This window comes from Paenibacillus sp. RU5M, from assembly GCF_900221055.1.
Taxonomy (GTDB): Bacteria; Bacillota; Bacilli; order Paenibacillales; family Paenibacillaceae; genus Paenibacillus; species Paenibacillus marchantiae.
In genome coordinates this window covers 339,118-356,643 of the sequence record NZ_OBQM01000006.1, presented here as the reverse complement: position 1 = coordinate 356,643, position 17,526 = coordinate 339,118, and the positions used below count along the sequence as shown (strand labels likewise).

The 17,526-nt window shown below is 44.1% G+C and carries 17 protein-coding genes; 14 read left to right on the top strand and 3 right to left on the bottom strand.

All coding sequences use genetic code 11. The features are described from left to right. Positions 1-55: 55 nt before the first annotated feature. From CRO25_RS19545 to CRO25_RS19535, 3 genes are read left to right on the top strand one after another with little or no spacing between them, the layout of a single operon-like run. A complete protein-coding gene (locus tag CRO25_RS19545) occupies positions 56-1,402 on the top strand; it encodes a spore germination protein (protein WP_079696134.1) in 1,347 nt (448 codons plus the stop codon). After that, complete coding sequence (locus CRO25_RS19540) at positions 1,395-2,465, top strand: GerAB/ArcD/ProY family transporter (protein ID WP_079696133.1); 1,071 nt, start codon at positions 1,395-1,397, stop codon at positions 2,463-2,465. Before CRO25_RS19545 ends, CRO25_RS19540 begins: the two co-directional genes overlap by 8 nt. Next, a complete protein-coding gene (locus tag CRO25_RS19535) occupies positions 2,462-3,556 on the top strand; it encodes a Ger(x)C family spore germination protein (protein ID WP_218670786.1) in 1,095 nt (364 codons plus the stop codon). The genes CRO25_RS19540 and CRO25_RS19535 overlap by 4 nt, the downstream gene beginning before the upstream one ends. A 109-nt stretch (positions 3,557-3,665) precedes the next feature. Here the strand turns inward: CRO25_RS19535 and CRO25_RS19530 are convergent, their stop codons facing one another. Continuing rightward, positions 3,666-4,214: a TetR/AcrR family transcriptional regulator gene (locus CRO25_RS19530; protein WP_079696131.1), complete on the bottom strand. Its 549-nt coding sequence runs from the start codon at positions 4,212-4,214 to the stop codon at positions 3,666-3,668. Between the two features lie 210 nt (positions 4,215-4,424). Here CRO25_RS19530 and CRO25_RS19525 point away from each other — a divergent pair, with 210 nt between their 5' ends. The 7 genes from CRO25_RS19525 to CRO25_RS19495 all read left to right on the top strand — a co-directional run bounded on the left by CRO25_RS19525 (position 4,425) and on the right by CRO25_RS19495 (position 11,454). After that, on the top strand, positions 4,425-5,597 hold the full coding sequence (locus tag CRO25_RS19525; RefSeq protein WP_079696130.1) for an MFS transporter: 1,173 nt from the start codon (positions 4,425-4,427) through the stop codon (positions 5,595-5,597). Between the two features lie 245 nt (positions 5,598-5,842). Next, entirely contained in the window at positions 5,843-6,823 is a 981-nt protein-coding gene (locus CRO25_RS19520; protein WP_079696129.1) for an aldo/keto reductase, read from the top strand. A 279-nt stretch (positions 6,824-7,102) separates the two neighbouring features. Further along, positions 7,103-7,828 carry an SAM-dependent methyltransferase gene (locus CRO25_RS19515; protein ID WP_079696128.1) on the top strand — a complete coding sequence of 242 codons (726 nt, stop codon included), beginning with the start codon at positions 7,103-7,105 and terminating at the stop codon, positions 7,826-7,828. Between the two features lie 58 nt (positions 7,829-7,886). Further along, positions 7,887-9,041, top strand: a complete 1,155-nt coding sequence (locus tag CRO25_RS19510; RefSeq protein WP_079696127.1) for an NAD(P)/FAD-dependent oxidoreductase — start codon at positions 7,887-7,889, stop codon at positions 9,039-9,041. A 191-nt stretch (positions 9,042-9,232) separates the two neighbouring features. Next, positions 9,233-10,417 carry a PLP-dependent aminotransferase family protein gene (locus tag CRO25_RS19505; RefSeq protein ID WP_079696126.1) on the top strand — a complete coding sequence of 395 codons (1,185 nt, stop codon included), beginning with the start codon at positions 9,233-9,235 and terminating at the stop codon, positions 10,415-10,417. A gap of 15 nt (positions 10,418-10,432) precedes the next feature. After that, the gene (locus tag CRO25_RS19500; RefSeq protein WP_079696125.1) at positions 10,433-10,741 is read left to right on the top strand and encodes a hypothetical protein; all 309 of its coding nucleotides are present in this window, start codon (positions 10,433-10,435) and stop codon (positions 10,739-10,741) included. 212 nt (positions 10,742-10,953) lie between these two features. Further along, positions 10,954-11,454 carry a GNAT family N-acetyltransferase gene (locus tag CRO25_RS19495; RefSeq protein ID WP_079696124.1) on the top strand — a complete coding sequence of 167 codons (501 nt, stop codon included), beginning with the start codon at positions 10,954-10,956 and terminating at the stop codon, positions 11,452-11,454. A 112-nt stretch (positions 11,455-11,566) separates the two neighbouring features. On the opposite strand, the gene CRO25_RS19490 is transcribed toward CRO25_RS19495, so the two are convergent. Both CRO25_RS19490 and CRO25_RS33450 read right to left on the bottom strand, forming a co-directional pair. Continuing rightward, positions 11,567-12,841 carry a stalk domain-containing protein gene (locus CRO25_RS19490; protein WP_079696123.1) on the bottom strand — a complete coding sequence of 425 codons (1,275 nt, stop codon included), beginning with the start codon at positions 12,839-12,841 and terminating at the stop codon, positions 11,567-11,569. A 232-nt stretch (positions 12,842-13,073) separates the two neighbouring features. Further along, the gene (locus tag CRO25_RS33450) at positions 13,074-13,214 is read right to left on the bottom strand and encodes a hypothetical protein (protein WP_157258453.1); all 141 of its coding nucleotides are present in this window, start codon (positions 13,212-13,214) and stop codon (positions 13,074-13,076) included. Positions 13,215-13,519: 305 nt separating this feature from the next. On the opposite strand from CRO25_RS33450, the gene CRO25_RS19480 reads away from it, so the two are divergent. The 4 genes from CRO25_RS19480 (at position 13,520) to CRO25_RS19465 (ending at position 17,498) form a co-directional block, all read left to right on the top strand. Continuing rightward, positions 13,520-14,749: an aminopeptidase gene (locus CRO25_RS19480; RefSeq protein WP_372828993.1), complete on the top strand. Its 1,230-nt coding sequence runs from the start codon at positions 13,520-13,522 to the stop codon at positions 14,747-14,749. Between the two features lie 50 nt (positions 14,750-14,799). Beyond that, positions 14,800-15,474 carry a TetR/AcrR family transcriptional regulator gene (locus tag CRO25_RS19475; RefSeq protein WP_063565092.1) on the top strand — a complete coding sequence of 225 codons (675 nt, stop codon included), beginning with the start codon at positions 14,800-14,802 and terminating at the stop codon, positions 15,472-15,474. 182 nt (positions 15,475-15,656) lie between these two features. After that, positions 15,657-16,433 carry an ABC transporter ATP-binding protein gene (locus CRO25_RS19470; protein ID WP_079696121.1) on the top strand — a complete coding sequence of 259 codons (777 nt, stop codon included), beginning with the start codon at positions 15,657-15,659 and terminating at the stop codon, positions 16,431-16,433. A gap of 54 nt (positions 16,434-16,487) precedes the next feature. Continuing rightward, complete coding sequence (locus CRO25_RS19465) at positions 16,488-17,498, top strand: aliphatic sulfonate ABC transporter substrate-binding protein (protein WP_064638503.1); 1,011 nt, start codon at positions 16,488-16,490, stop codon at positions 17,496-17,498. Positions 17,499-17,526 lie beyond the last annotated feature (28 nt).

The window sequence follows — 17,526 nt, the reverse complement described above, 5'->3', positions numbered from 1 at the left end:
TTTCTGAATAAACTTTTTTCTTAACGACATACTACTTCAAAAGAGGTGGTAAAATTTGCAGCGAATCCATGAACAAGATCTTCACGATATAGAAAAGCAACTCTATGACCGTTTCGAAAAGAGCACGGATTTCAGCAATAAGGACGTGCTTATCGCCAATCAGAAATTCAGAGCATACTTCGTGAAAACGCTAGTCGATCTTCAGACAACGTTGTCCACAATAAATCAAGCGGCAAGTGGTAATGAGAACGAAACTTTTCTGAAAATGTTCAGTCCTTTTGAAGAAGAAGCATTCATGTCATTGGACGAACTATGCAACAATCTCCTGCATGGAAAACTTGTGTTGTTCAGCACAAAAGGATTAGCAGCAGTCATTGAACCGGAACATCCTGGAATTTCGCGGTCCGTAAGCTCGCCAGAGAGCGAAAATCCCCTTCAATCCGCGTTCGATGCTTTTACAGAAGATATTGATAAAAATATAGGTTTGTTGCGAAAAAAAATGATATCCGACCAGTTGGTGATCGAAAGCAGAGAGACAGGGGTTCAGTCTACCAAGAAAATTGCCATGGTGTACATTGAGGGAGTTGCCCAACCGAAAGTCATTGCGGCAATTCGGGATAAGCTGGAACAAAATAAAGATAAGGAACTGAATACGGTAAGGGACCTGCTTAGTATACTGGGGCATCCCAGATTCTCAATAACGCCAACGTATATCTCTTCGGAGCTACCGGGTGAGATGGTACAGAATATGATGAACGGAAAAGTGGTTATTTTGATTGACCAATATTCGTTTGCTTTTGCTTTCCCAGCGATCATAACGGATTTGTGGTCAACAACGTTGGACTTCAACTACCCGTATCTATTTCAGGTGTTTTTACGAACCATCCGGGCGATTGGTGCACTTTTGGCTATCACACTTCCAGGTCTGTATATTGTGCTTAATTCGGTAAACCCGGAACTGTTGCGAATTCAGTTAGCCATCACGGTAGCCAAGAGCAGGGAAGGGGTCCCTTATCCTTCGTTGATCGAAATGCTGCTGGTAATGTTGCTTCTGGAAATGATTATCGAAGCCACGATTCGACTACCAAAGAACATCGGACCCACCATAACCATGATTGGCGGTATTCTGTTGGGTCAAGCCATTGTCCAAGCTAAACTTGTCAGTAATCTATTAATTATTATTCTTGTTGCCTCTGCGATCGCTAATTTTGTGCTGGCGGGTTATATGAATACGACGGGTATACGAATGTATAAATATGTTGTCATGATCATCAGTTCCTTCTTTGGGATATGGGGCCTTGAGGCTGCGATGATTTGGATTATATTGTATTTTTCCTCGTTGAGTACTTGCTCCGTTCCCTACTTAAGTTTAAGTGTGAAAGGAAAGGCTCAGGATGAATAAAGCCCAGATTCTTACTATGTTTGTTCTGCTTCACCTTGCTTCGATCTTTGCCATCTTTCCTGAACGGATCATCTCTGCGACTTCAAAAGGACACTGGGAACCCATAACGATCCTCTTTTTGGCAGAGCTACTGGTTCTATGGATGTACTTAAAAGCGTTGTCGCAGTTTCCGGGGAAAACAGTGGTGGACATCTGTAATGAATCACTGGGCAAATGGGTAACGAGACTGATCGTTCTGCCGATGTTGATCTTCCTATATATCGAGCTGTTATTGCTTATGTACTTCCAGTCTGTCGAAATCAAAGCTGTATTACTACAGAGAACACCGCCAGTAGCAACATCAGCTCTCTTTATCGTTCTGTGTTTCTATGCTGTTTGGAAGGGACTCGAGGTCATGATTCGGGCGAGCATCGGATTGTGTATTCTCTTGATGCCATTCATTTTTTTCTCCATGATGATCAGCATCCAGAATTTCAGAATCAGCTACATTTTTCCGATTTGGGATAGTGGAATGTCGTTTTTCTCCAATTCGGATTTCTATGTATGTACGGTCATTTCAGCCGGGTTCCTATTCCTTGGCATGATTCCCTCCAAGCAACGGCTTAGTTTTGGTAAAGCAGCTGCTGCGGTTGGTATCATATTTGTGTTTGCTTTGGGATCTATATATGTTCCGCTTCTCGTATTCGGTCAGGAAACGGTAATTCATTTGCAATATCCCATGCTTATGGCATCGGATACCATTGATTTGGAGTGGGTTGTATTTGACTGGCTTCCAAGCTTCTACGTGGTAGCCTCCAGTGCGCTGGGTGTTCTAAAGGTTTCCGTTTTACTCTGGATTCTGGTGTCCCTGCTGAATCAGTTATTTATGCCGAAAATCAATCGATTATGGGTTCTCTCCGTGGTGTGCTTCACCTTGTACGTGTTCAGTCTCATGATACCGGATGTCAACGCTTTGAATTCATACCTGTACCTGAATTCTTTCTTTTGCGTCTATAGCGTTATCGGTTTTCCAATCATTGTATTCCTCGCGGCGCAATGGCAGCGAAAGAGGGTGAGTACATGAACATGCGCATCATCAAGACTCTGATTGTGGCCCTATCTATGATGATGTTACTCCCGGGATGTTGGGATACAAAGGATATTAACAAACAGTATCTGCCTGTTGTCATGGGAATAGGAAAGGGAACTACGGAAAAATACAGGATCATTCTCCAAATACCCGATGCATCAGGCAAAACCCAAATTCTTGACAAAGAAGCGAAATCCATCAGTAAAGCCATTGATTTGATTCGCACGGATTCCGAAAAAAGCATTGAATTGGTACATTTGAGATTATTGCTAATCGACAGGAAAGTCGCAGAGCAGGGGATTGATAACATCATCAATTTTGCTGTGAGAGCGAATGATATCTCGATTAAAGGCTTGGTAGGGGTTATTGACGGTGATTTTGAGAAGACGATGTATCATCAAATTTCGCCAACACCTGAAATTTCTTCCTACGACTTTTTTAGCCAGGATGCCGGGTGGACGCCCAATCAATCCATCGTCCGAATATGGGAAGCTTATCAAAACCAGAATTCATATACGGAAGACATGGCCATCCCCATGCTCAAAAACGGCGATCGAACTTTGTTCACCTTTAAAGGCACGGCCGTGATGCGGGATGACCGCATGGTAGGAACGCTGAATCAGGAAGAGACGCTTTTGTTTAATTTGTTTAAAGGGAAATATTCAGGGGGAACCATTGAAGTGGCTCAGAACACGAGTGTTCTTATTGAAGACACCAAAATCAAACACAAGACCTCCTGGTCGGAGAACGGGCCATCCATCCTGACCGATATTCTTCTCAATGTAGTGATTACGGAAAGCCCTGAAAGTAAGGGTAACGCGGTGATTGAGAAAGAAATGAAAGAACAGATCAGCCAACAGTTTAATGAAACGGTAAGGAAGGTTCAATCTTTTAAATCGGATGTATTGGGTGTAGGCATGATATTTCGACCCCAACTGTCGGAGGGGAAATTAAAGGAATGGAAAACCAAGTGGTTTCCGAAGCTGGAGCAAAAGATCAACGTTCGTGTTAACGTGCTGAACGAAATTTATATCAAAGAAAATGCCAATGATAATGATAGTCAGGGGCAAATGTTAAAAAAATAGCTTAGCATTGTTAACTCCGCTATAAGCGAGGAAAATGCTATACCGTTATGAAGTCGCCCTGGTGGCGACTTTTTTTATAATATCAGAAAGGTTCAGCGTGAGTTTTTATTTATGAAAGATTCAGCTCCAATAACGTATTCACTTGTTCTTCCATGACATGAGGTGGATAGGGCATTTGGTTTATAAACCACCATTCCACAATTCCCACATACGCTGGCGCAAAGAATTGAAGCAAAATATCTTCACTTATCCCGCGATTTTTTCCCTCATTCATGTCCCATCCGTTCTTTATATCCTCGATGACAAATTGGAGAAAACGGCTGCGAAAGAAGGGTGCTCCTTTACTTGTTAACATAGCTGAAAAGAATAAATAGTTGCTCTCAAAGTATTCAAACCAGCTCATTCCCCCATCTGTAGCATTCGTTTCAGATTCGGATTCACACAATACCTGTAGTTCGTTCACATGTTCCTCGATGAGCTTATCCAGTAAATCATACTTATCCAGATAGTGAAGATAGATGGTTCTGCGGCTAACATTCGCTGTGTCGGAAATATCCTGAATCGTAATCTGGTCAAAATGCTTTTGAGACATAAGTTCAATCAACGCTTTTTTAATGGCATCTTGAGATTTGAGTATTCTTCGATCCACTTTGGGCATTTCGAGTCACCTGACTTTCCTCTGTTTGTATCCAAATTTCCACGATCTGTGCACTAATGCACAAATCATCATCTTTTAGTCATTGTAGATAAGACGTACTTTCTATAATAATACACATAAGCGCAAAAATACATTCTTGTGCATTTATTTTTTATCTGCGCCATTCGTAAGTTTAGAGAATGAATCAGAAATAGTGAAGGAGTTTTGCTTGTGGTCAAATCAAATCATGTACTTATGTATATATTAATTATCGGTGTTTTCGGCATCCTAACTACAGAGATGGGCGTCATTGGGATATTACCTCAAATAGCTGATTATTTTCATGTCAGTGTTTCCAAGGCTGGCTTGCTCGTGAGTCTCTTTGCACTCGCTGTTGCGATTGCGGGTCCTACGATGCCTTTATTATTTTCCGGTATAAACCGTAAAACAGTGATGTTACTCGTGCTCGGTATTTTTGTTGTATGTAATATTATTTCCATCTTTGCACCAACGTTCACCGTTGCCCTCGTGGCTCGTATCATTCCGGGCTTTTTCCATCCCATTTATTGTTCATTGGCTTTGACCGTAGCAGCGACCTCTGTAAGCAGTGAAGAAGCTCCCAAAGCGGTATCTAAAGTAATGCTTGGAGTCACCGCAGGAATGGTACTTGGCGTACCAATCACAAACTATATCGCGAATGGAACATCGGTAGAAATGGCAATGGTATTCATTGCGATCGTAAACGCGTTGGCATTTCTGGGTACATGGATATTTATCCCCTCTATGCCTGTTAAGGAAAAACTTGCGTATGGAGCACAATTGAGCATCTTAAAAAGAGGTATCACTTGGCTAGCCATCGCTGCAGTGATCCTTATGGCTTCGGCAACAGCAAGTGTGAATAGTTACATCGCAGAGTACTTGGGCTCTATCACTCATATTTCGGGAAAAACATTGAGTATCGTGTTATTTATATATGGTTTAGCCAGTCTAGTGGGAAACGTGGTGGGAGGCAGGCTGCTTTCTAAAAACACACGTAAAACCGTTATACTTTTTCCCGTAGTATTGGGCATCGTATATCTTTTATCCTTTTGGACGGGCACATCCACTGGACCTATGATTTTAACCGTGATTTTATGGGGAGTATGTTATGCAATAAGCAATCTAATTGGTCAGTATTGGATCACCTCTGCCGCGCCAGAAGCGCCCGATTTCTCGAATGGTTTGTTCCTTTCATGCGGTAATTTGGGAATAACCTTGGGAACTGCTGTAGGCGGGCTGTTCATCTCGGGGATCGGCACACAGTACATCGTGCTTGGAGGTGTATTGTTCCTGGTACTAAGTCTGTTATCCATTTTGCTGAGAATTCGATTATTTGACCCCGTAAAAAAACAACATGTAAGCTAAATAAACCTTAAGTGACATACACAAAAGGGAAATGTTCATTATTCATCATCTTGCTTACCAAATAATGAACATTTCCCATCGTGTTGTTTACTAATGCACGTTTTATAGCCATTTGGGAATTGCGAGATTTTTTCTCATGCTTAATACTATACTCAAGAATAGTTATTCTTCCGTGTGTATCTTATGCAGGCATCAGAGCTATCTGCAAAGGTAGCAAAAACCATCCGAAAGCGAGGAATACGCAAATGGATTATGTGAAGCTTGGCAATACAGGTCTGGATGTGTCCCGTCTGTGCTTGGGCTGTATGGGATTTGGTACAGCCGTTCCTGGAGGTCATCTATGGGTCATTAATGAAGAGAACAGTCGTCCCGTTATTAAAAAGGCGTTGGATTTAGGCATCAATTTTTTTGATACAGCAAATGTATATTCAGCTGGAACCAGCGAGGAAGTGATTGGGCGCACCTTACGTGACTATGCCAATCGAGATGAAATTGTACTTGCAACGAAAATTAATGGTCGTATGCACCAAGGCCCAAATGGTGCCGGACTTTCCCGTAAGGCCATTATGAGTGAGATAGATAAAAGCCTGAAGCGGCTGGAAACAGATTATGTGGATTTGTATCAGATCCATCGTTGGGATTACACTACACCCATTGAAGAGACGATGGAAGCCTTACATGATGTGGTCAAAGCAGGAAAGGTAAGATACATAGGCGCTTCTGCGATGTACGCGTGGCAGTTTTTGAAAGCGTTACATGTAGCTGAGCAAAATGGGTGGACCCGCTTTGTATCCATGCAGGATCACTACAATCTTATCTATCGTGAGGAAGAAAGAGAGATGCTTCCGCTCTGTAAAGCTGAGAAAATCGGTGTGATTCCGTATAGTCCGCTTGCGGGAGGCCGATTGACAAGAGACCCTCAGGAAAAAACACATCGTTCCGAAACCGATCAGATTGCAAAGCAAAAATATGATGCAACTGCAGATACCGACCGATTGATCATTGATCAAGTTGCCGCGATTGCTGAGAAGCATGGGGTTCCTCGTGTACAAATCGCACTTGCCTGGTTACTGCAAAAGGAACCAGTCACAGCTCCCATCATTGGTGCTACCAAAATTTCGCATCTGGAGGATGGTGTAGCCGCTCTTTCGATTAAGCTAACACCTGAAGAAATAGCATCGTTAGAAGAACCCTATGTGCCTCACCGAATTGTTGGTCATCAATAATCAAGATAATTGGATAAGGAAGATGGAACCAACGTAAATTAACAGGTTCATCACATATACAAACAGAAGTCGCCTCATTGGCGGCTTCTTTATTTTTTATCTCGGGATGCAGCATCGAATTTATTCATTTTAGAGTGTAATGGAATTAAGCATTCTGAGAAGGAGGAAGTCTTCGTAAAATAACATATCGCAGTGCTTACGATTATAAGGCTTGGTTAAGGGGATAATTGTTAATTGGAGAAAATCATTCACAATATACAGCTGTAAAGGAGCGGGATCATGTCCTTCTTTAGAACACTTTCCGTACGGGCAAAGGAAGACGAGTTGATGGACGATTTCTCCATGGGGGGAGAAGAATTGAGCGAAGCGCTCAAACATCTGAGAAGGCTGAACAAAATATTTGCTGCTCCCGCTCCAACCCGCGCAGGGGTGGAAAAGTTATGGAAAGCGATTGGCAGTCCAACTACGCTGACCCTTCTTGATGTGGGAGCAGGTTCAGGTGATGTGAACCAGAAGTTATTGCGCTGGGCGGACCAGAAGGGAGTTAAGCTGGAGATTACTCTGGTCGATCTGACAGAGGAGGCATGTGAGCAAGCGAGAAACCTTTTCCGGAATGAACCGAGAATCAAGGTTCGGCGTGCCGATGTCAAGGAATTGCCGGATGCCTCAGCAGACATCGTAACCGGCTCGCAATTTGTCCATCATTTTGAAGGAAAGCAACTCGTGGAGATGGTCTCGCATATGCTGCGTGCCTCCAAATATGGCGTTGTCATTAACGATATCCATCGGCATCCCATATCTTATGCGGCTGTCTGGGTAACCACTCGAATAATCTCACGCAATCGATACATTCGTCATGATGGACCGCTGTCTGTTGCAAAAGGCTTCACGGGAAGGGATTGGCGGGAATTGAAACAGCAGTTGAACCATGACACGCTGACCTATGAATGGAAGCCGTTGTTCCGCTATTCTGTCGTGATACCCCATCATGGGACGTTATCATAGCATCATTACATCAATAGGCAGTTATCATAAATGGACAATGAAAGGCGGGTGTTCTTACGTGTCTAAACCATTGGATGTCATAGTCATCGGAGCGGGAATTGCCGGCAGTACCTGCGCGTTGCAGCTTGCCAGGCAAGGGCATCGGACACTGCTGCTGGATCGGCAGGAATTTCCACGTCACAAAACATGCGGTGAATTTATGTCGCCTGAGACAACGGAGATGCTGGATTATTTGGGGATTAACCTTAGTGAACAAAAGATAAAGCCGAGTAAGCTGGATCATGCCAAGATCATTATGCCTCGGGGAGGGGAGATCGAGGCGCCTTTGCCGGGATTGGCCTATGGCATTAGCCGATATGAGCTGGATCGGATTTTACACGAGCAGGCTACAGCCGCAGGCGTTGAGATCGTTACGAAGGCAACGATAACCAACATTCAGCAGTTAGATGATTGTAGCTATGAAATCGAAGCCAAACAAGGAAATGACCGAATTCAGTATCGAGCAAAAACCGTTATTGGAGCCCATGGCGCGAAGAAGCCGCGCGGGATGACCTCGCCAGCAGAGCTGCGGGATAAAACAGCATATGTTGGTGTCAAATCACACTATCGGGGGATCACCATTCCGCCACGGGTAGAGCTGTATTTTTGCAAGGGAGGATATGTCGGCATTTCTCCGATTGAGGATGGTATCGCAAATGTAGCTGCATTGCTGACACTTGATACGGTGCGGGGAAGCGGCAAGTCTGTAGAGGATATTTTGCAGGCAGCATCCCTAACCAACGAAAGATTGGCCGCGAGGCTTGCTGAGGGAAGCCCAGTTCCAGGAACACAGGTCTCGATTGCACCACTCCATCTATCCAATGTTCCTGAACCGTGGTCCCAATATCCTCATATTGGGGATGCGATGCTGATGATCCCTCCCCTGTGTGGTGATGGGATGTCCATTGCACTTCGTTCCTCACTGCTGTGTGCTGAATGGACTGACAGGTATCTTCAAAGGAAGATCAGCTTTACGCAATGGCAGCAAGAGTATTCGAAAGAAGCCAATCTTGAATTCTCTCGACTGCTCCGGCGTGCACGAAGAATTCAGAAGCTGGCTTTTGCCAAAACGAATAAATTCTATCCTGGTTTGGCCCGGATGGTACCTGGTCTGGCGACTTATCTGGTTAAGGCAACACGGTTATCAGAAATCAATCATGTCCATCGATCATAGATGGCAGCAAAGTGACATCCATAAAGTAAAATCCGTAGGAGTAGGGGGCGGCTTATGCCTGCCTCTTTTTGTTGTTTCTTTGCCAATTTTGACGAGACCGTTTAGAAATCTGCCAAATACTCGTATAATAGAATCTAATTGTAGTTATAGAGACAAGAGTCTGATTTGAATTCGGGAGGCATTATTTTAAGATGAACTATTCATTTTCCAACCGGATTGCTGCATTGCAGCCATCCATCATTCGTGAGATCCTGAAGGCTTCTTCGGGCCAAAATGTAATTCCGTTCTCTGCGGGGAATCCCGCTCCGGAGACGTTCCCTATTGAGGCAATTCGCACATTCACCCAATCAATTCTGGAACAGGACCCGGTAACAGCACTGCAATACGGAATTACCGAAGGTTATGCCCCGCTGCGGGATACATTGACTACACATCTGAAGACAGGCTTTGACACAGGCAAAGCATCGGATGAACTGTTCATCGTGTCTGGAGCACAACAAGGAATTGAACTTGCTTGTAAAGTATTCTGTAATGAAGGGGATACGATTATCTGTGAGAGCCCAAGCTTTATCGGTTCACTGAACTCTTTCCGGGCTTCAGGAGCAAACCTGGTCGGCGTTCCGATGGAGACGGACGGTATGGATATCGGGAAGCTGGAGCATGCCCTGCAAACCGAGCAGAATGTAAAGCTGATCTATGTCATTCCGAGTTTCCAAAACCCTACAGGTTTTACCACCAGCCTGGAGAAGCGCAAGGCAATCTATGATCTTGCCAAGAAGTATGGAGTCATGATCCTGGAAGATAACCCATATGGAGAGCTTCGTTTTCGTGGAGAAGATGTAGCGACGATCAAGTCGATGGATGAGGAAGGTTTGGTCATTTACGTAGGCTCCTTCTCCAAGATTCTGTCTGCTGGCTTGCGTGTTGGTTATGTTCTGGCTCCTTCCGAGGTTGTTCAGAAGATGGTTGTTGCCAAACAGGGAGAGGATGTACATACAGCCATGCTGCCGCAGATTCTGGCACACAAGTTCATGACTGAGTATAACTATGCAGAGCATATCAGCAGTATCCGTGCGATTTATCGCAGGAAGTCTGCCTTGATGATTGACAAGCTGCAGGAGCATATGGGTGAGTCCATTACCTTTACTCAACCGGATGGAGGGCTGTTCCTCTGGTGTGATCTGCCGGCTCATATCCCGATGCTGGATTATGCCAAAACAGCTGCTGCGGAAGGTGTAGCGGTTGTTCCGGGCACTGCTTTTCTCGTCGATGAGAACGAACCCTGCAATGCGATCAGACTTAATTTCTCAACACCTTCCGATGAGCAAATTGTGAAGGGCATCGAAATTCTGGGACAGGTTCTGCACAAATTCTAATTGGAGGCATATTTCATGAATCAACGTTTTCGGATCACTCGATCCATGCAAGAAAATAACGAGGAGCAATCCATCTCCTTGGAAGAATGCAAACAGTATTTTGCATCCAAACCGGACTTCACGTACTCACCTGTTCTTACCGTTCAGGGACCGGAGAGCGTCATGTCCATCGATGGGGATTTCTTTATGTGGACGTATGAGAGCCTGCAGATTCCATTTCGTCTGTATATGGGAGATCTGTATGTTGCCATTGTCAACGAAGCTGTCGTTCCGCAAATGATCGAGGTTGCAACGGATTTGCGAGCCGATGTGGTTGAAGGGTAAGATAGAGGCTTGGAATGAAGTCATCCGTCCAATTGTAACCATAAAAGTGTCGGGAGAGTCGCCAATCTGGCGACTTTTTTGCTCTGAATCTATTCGTCAGTTGCTTATTGAAATATTCAATCGATGGGGAATTGACGCTTAGGACCTGTTCGTGATAATTTATATAAATCACAAAATCCAATAAATCCAATGAGGGAAAGGGGTTTTACGCAATGTCGTCGATCGTACTTGCTGCCGCCGAAGATATTCGAAGCGAGGATTCGGAACTTTTAATCAAGGAGCTAAGCGAAGAACTGGGATTGTTATATGCCGGCGATGGGACAGCGGGATTTCAGCCATCCGATGTGGAGACACCGCGAGCAGCCTTTATTGTCGCGCGTTTGGATGGATATCCGGTAGGCTGCGGAGCCATCAGGCCCCTTGATGATACATCTGTGGAGGTCAAGCGTATGTATACACGTTCGGATTTCCGTCGTAAAGGTGTGGCCCAGGCCATTCTGGCCGAAGCAGAACGTCTTGCGCTCGAATTCGGCTACACCAATCTGAAGCTGCAGACTGGCCCCAAGCAGCCTGAGGCGGCGGCCCTTTATGAAAGAGTTGGGTACTATCGGATACCGATTTTTCACGGGGATTGGGATCGAGTGCTTGCTTATCAGAAAGATCTGGCACTCAGTGCAACCCACAGAAACGAACATTCCTCATTGAACGCATAGATAATATCCTTGTATAACAAACGAACCGAAATCTCTTGTCAGCATCCAGAGATTTCGGTTCGTTTTTTTTGGTGTGTGGAAAGCCAATGGAGTCAAGAATATCGAAATTCCTTTACTCTTTTATAACAGAGGCATTGACAGCGCGTTCCATCTGATTATTGTAGGTACGGAATAAGCCAAGGCGCCAGAAGGCTGCCCCTTTTAGATCATACCGCTTGGCAAGACCCAGTTTATCATCTATGGAAGATGAGGTTTCACTATTTAAGCTGATACCGAGCAAAAGCTTTTGTTTGGAAACGCCAGCATCTAACGCAAGCTGGATGGCCTGATCCACAAGACTGTTCGGCTCAGGAACCTGCGATTTGGTGCCGACCGGATTATATTGGTAAGCCATAATGATGATGTCGTCTGCCAACGAAGCGAGCGTTTTGTAATCATAGCCTTTATATGCGCTATTTAATGGAGGTACAGCCAAAGATAAAGCGATGTCTTTAGGCAAGGAATCCTTCAATTGTTTGACATAATTGTTCAGCAGCTTCTGCTGCTCTACTGCGTCTAGCTTAAAACCTAGTCCTTCAAAATCAAGAACAACCCCTCCAAAACCATTCTCAGCTATGGCAGCAGTTATGCCCTCAATGGACTTCTGGCGCATGCTGCTGTCACTCAACACCTTGGTCAGTTCCCCGTTTCCATCCAAAGAATAAACCATAAGATACGGTTTAATACTCTGTTTCGCTGCATCAGCAACGATGGATTTAGGTGTAACGTCACCTGCAGCAGCAGGAATTTGATACTCATCACCCTGAAGCGTAAATTGACCTTCACGATCGATGCGACTCCAGCCAAAAGCGACGGAGTTCATGGATGGTACCAAATCGATTTCCTTATAGGATTGCAGCGCATAGAAGGCTCTCAAATGCATTTCACGTTGAGGTGAAACAAGAGAGACGGTACGAGTTGACTGGTTCCAGCCTACATTAACACCGAACTGACTACTGAACGAACTGAGTGGAATAAGCACACGACCTTCCCGCTGAACGGGTGGCGCTGCGAGCTTAACTTTTTCTCCATTGACGGTTGCTGTGGTGCTTCCCACTTGAAGCAGGACTTCTGTCGCTTGACCTTTTACCTTTCCAATCGCTTTTACGGTTTGCGCCTTACTGTTCCATGTAATGCTAATTCCCAGGGCTTCGCCAACCGTCCGGAAAGGGACATAGGTAACACCTTTATCAATCAGAGGGGTTGCATCGAATTTCAGAGGAACATCATCTAGCAAGACCGAAATGGCCGGTGCAGCATAGGCATCATTAAGGTTTGCAGTGGTTCCGAGTAAGGATATGGCAAGAATAGTGGCAGCAGCAGTCTTTCCTATTCGTGTATGTAACATGTTTTTTGCATTCCTCCAACTCATCAAATATAGTAGAATTGCATCTCATCTGAATCGTAATCTAGCATAAAATAGTATAGCAAAATTTTCATAGAGTTCCAATTACAAGATATGATGGGTTAAAGTAAATACGCAAAGAAACGGAAATTCGTACAATTTCGGTTTCTTTGCGCATAATCGCATTTCCATTTTTTTATTCTTAAAGGGGATGAAATCAGAGGAAGTTGAATGCTCATTTTACAGCTGTGGTATTACCCATTTTATTCGTATCGGCAGCCAGATTCGCTGCTTCTTCCTCCGCTTTGAGGATCGAGAAATAACCAAGTATATCCCCGATCACGTTTAACGTTAGTCCGATTTTAGCTAATTCCAAGGAAGTTAGCTCCTCGTTCATCAGGTTATTTCTTTTGCCTTTGGCCACGACGTCACCCCGAGAATCAATTTTATTTCAACATATGTTAATCATGCTCTGTATACTTATGTATACGCCTAATTGTTGGATTAAATGGGCGGAGCAATAATTGTCCCTTCGGACAGAAACTTCTGATTTTCTATTTGGTTCGAAGGATTTATATTGGCAGGGTAGTAAATCATAGGCTGGAATATTAACGAATGATATTATGAAGAGTAATAATTAAACCAGCGATATTAATTTTAGTCAGGAGGAGGAGAATGCTATTGGACTTCCGTGAAAAATTAGAGCGTTACGCAGCACTCGTGGTCAACGTGGGTGTTCATGTTCAGAGGGGACAAACGCTTGTCATAACCGCGCCAATATCGGCTGCTCCGTTTGTTCGACTTGTTGTGAAACATGCTTATGAGGCCGGCGCTCATGATGTCTATATCGAGTGGAACGACGATGAGATTACGCGTTTAAAATATGAACTTGCTCCTGATTCGGTGTTCCATGAATATCCGGTGTTCCGTGCAGCCGGTTGGGAGACTTTTGCCGAAAATAATGCTGCTTTCCTGACGATCACTGCACCCAATCCCGATCTTCTACATGGAATAGATCCACAGCGGATCATGAATTTGAATGCATCCAAAGGTAAGGCATTAGCCAAATTTCGCAGCTACGGCATGTCCAACAAGGTCAGTTGGTCTATAGTTACGGTTCCATCAACGGCTTGGGCTGCCAAGGTGTTTCCTCATGTTGCCGAAGAGCATTTGATCGATACGATGTGGGAAGCTATCTTTAACGTTACGCGGATTAATTCGGAAACCCCCGTTGAGGCATGGAAGACACATCTTGAGCTGCTTAAAAACAAGACGGATCAGCTTAATCGTAAAAAGTATCGAGCACTTCGGTACCATGGACCTGGTACGGATCTGCGGATAGAACTGTCGCCTAAACATATCTGGGTAAGTGATGCGGATAACATCAACGAAAAGGGTGTTTCATTTTTGGCAAACATTCCGTCAGAAGAAGTATGGACTGTTCCGTTAAAGCAAGGGGTGAACGGCACGGTTCGCAGTACTAAGCCCCTAAGTTATGAAGGATATCTAATTGATGATTTCTCCTTGACGTTTGAAAACGGGAAAATTATTAATATTCAAGCAACGCAAGGGCTTGAGGTGCTAAAAAGATTAATTAGCATCGACGAAGGTGCGGCCTATCTGGGCGAGATTGCGTTGGTGCCGCATCATTCCCCGATTTCAGAATCAGGGCTTGTTTTTTACAATTCTCTCTTTGACGAAAATGCATCCAACCATCTCGCGATCGGTAATGCTTATCCATTCTGTCTTGAGGGAGGGAACGAAATGACTGAAGTGGAAAAGGCGGCAAACGGTGTCAACTCAAGCCTCATTCATGTCGATTTTATGATTGGATCGGCTAATATGGACATTGACGGAGAACTTGCAAATGGTGGCTTGGAACCTGTGTTTCGTAACGGTAACTGGGCGTAGAATTAATAATCATAGATCAATCATTGGTAATAAAACGGAGGAGGATTCAAATGTCACCCAGAAACATTCTGAAGGACCAACAAATGAGAAAGGAACGCATTGAGCATATCTTAAATTCAGCCTTACAAACCATGGCGAAACGTGGGATTGATTCAACCAATATTAAAGATATTGCCAAGGAAGCAAAACTTAGCGTAGGCAATATCTATACCTACTTTACTTCGAAGGACGAAATTTTCAGTGAGGTTCTGCGTCGAGGACAAACGATGTATGGGAGGACTATTGCACAAATAGCAGACATGGATATAGATCCTCGTGAAAAACTATTCGAGATTAGCAAAGGGTGGTTATCAAACGAGAGTAACTGGGCCTTCACCATCATGCTCCAAAGTATACGAACAAATCATGCCGTCAGCACTGAAATAAAACAAGCTGCAACCCAGAGATTTACGGACAATCTGGAACCTTTGGCAGAGATTTTTCGCCAAGGACAGGAGGCGGGCGGCATCATACAAGGAGATACTCGACAACTTGCATTTTATTTTGTAAGTCTGATTCAAGGTCTGACCTTGCAGCTCGCTCCCGGTTATGAAATACAAGTAGATATTGACCCCCAAAAAATTGTTCGACTTTTTATGGAACCAGAAACAGTGGTATCAACCGCTGGTCTATTTGAAGGAAATAACGATTTAAGTTACATAAATAAAAAAATGTTTGACAGGTAAGAAATGGTATTGGTAATATATCGTATAACAAAACGAACCGAAATTCACTTTGTTGATTTGCAATCGTAGAGATTTACACTGCCCCGCTTTATTTGCAGTGGAAAGGGGTAAATCTCTTTTTTTTGCCTCAAAACCAAGTAAACATGTAAGTATTATTGATTAAATGTGAAAGGGTGTCTTTAATGTCTGGGGATATGCTTATGATCAGTGACCTGAACAAAACGTTTGTCGCCCCTGTAGGCGAAATCATTGCGTTAAACAACATTCAGCTCAAAGTTCGAAAAGGTGAATTAGTAACTATCATTGGTCCGAGCGGATGTGGAAAAAGTACTTTGCTTAAAATTGTGGCTGGCTTAGATACACAGTATACGGGAACCGTGTTGCTCAACGGCAAACCGATTGCAGGCCCCAGCATAGAGAAAGGATTCATTTTTCAGGAGCCACGGCTATTTCCATGGTTAACGGTGGAGAAAAACATTGCAGCCAATCTCTCTCTTAGAGATCCGAATGTCCGCCGAAAGGTGGAGGAACTAATTGAACTGGTCCGTTTAAAAGGGTTTGAAAAATCATACCCTCGTGAATTGTCAGGAGGTATGGCACAGCGCGTCGCCATTGCCAGAGCTTTGCTGCGTAACCCGGATGTATTGTTGCTGGATGAGCCTTTTGGAGCGCTCGACGCATTTACTCGGTCTCATTTGCAGGAAGTACTGCTTGATATTTGGCAACGCAATGGAACAACAATGTTGTTTGTAACCCACGATCTCGATGAAGCCGTCTTCCTAGGGGAACGAGTCGTCATTATGAATCCGCGTCCAGGTCATATTCGGAGTATTCTCTCGATTGATTTACCTTTTCCTCGAAAAAGATCAAGCAGTGCATTTCAGGAGATGCGGAGACTGGTATTAAATGAGTTCGAAAAAGTGGATGAGCCTTTATATGATGTAGGCGGCGGTATATAGCATTGTCCACAGGATAAGAAGAATGTACAGCATATTAAAGGGAGAGTGGTTTATATGAAAAAATCTCATCTAGTTCTTGTTATGGTGCTCGCGTTGTCTTTATTGACTATGGCTTGTGCAACCAAAAGTTCAAATGAAAACGCAAGTGGTTCAGGCAAGAGCCAAAATGTAACCGTCAAAATTGGGATTCAGGGAAGTGGGGGCTTATTCGGTAAAGCACGTGAAGAAAAATGGTTTGAACAAGAATTTGAAAAAACAGGGGCCAAAGTGGAGTGGATTGAGTTTCAGAGCGGACCGCCCATGACAGAGGCTATTGCTTCCAATAAGCTGGATATCGCCAGCCTGGGGAACATGCCAATTATCGCAGCACAAGCAGCGAATATTCCTTTCAAAATCGTATCGCAAGTTCTAGACGGAAAAAATAACGTTGCAATTATTGTACCTGCCGGTAGTACCGCCCAGTCACTTAGTGACCTGAAAGGCAAGAAGATTGCCGTGACAAAAGGAAGCAATGCATATAACTTTCTATACCGTGGCTTGGAGAAGTCCGGTTTAACAGATAAAGATTTTGAAATCATTCAGCTACAGCCCGACGAGACACAGTCTGCGTTTGAAACCGGCAGTGTGGATGCCTGGGCGACATGGGACCCTTACATTACACTTAATACCTTAACGGGAAAAGGAAAAGTGTTGTCTGACGGAGAGCAGCTTGGCGTATTGTCTCCTTCGTTTACGATCGCGGGATCTGATTTTGCAGAGGAGCATCCAGAGCTTGTTACTCTGTACTTGAAGGTAGTTAATAAAGCATTGAAGTGGGAAAGCGAGCATGAAACCGAAGCGATCGACAGATATGCAGCTGAACGTAATGTTCCTGCCAGTGTTATTAGTGGGACATTCGAACGTTCCCGGATGATTAACACGCCAGTTAATGAAGATATCGTAGATGAAATGCAGCAAACAGCGGATTTCCAATATAAAGTGAAGAACATTCGGAATCAGGTTGTGATCAAAACTATAACGGACAATCAATATATCGACGCAGCTCTCAAGGATCCACTGAAATAAACATAATGACCCCAATAGAAGAGAGGCG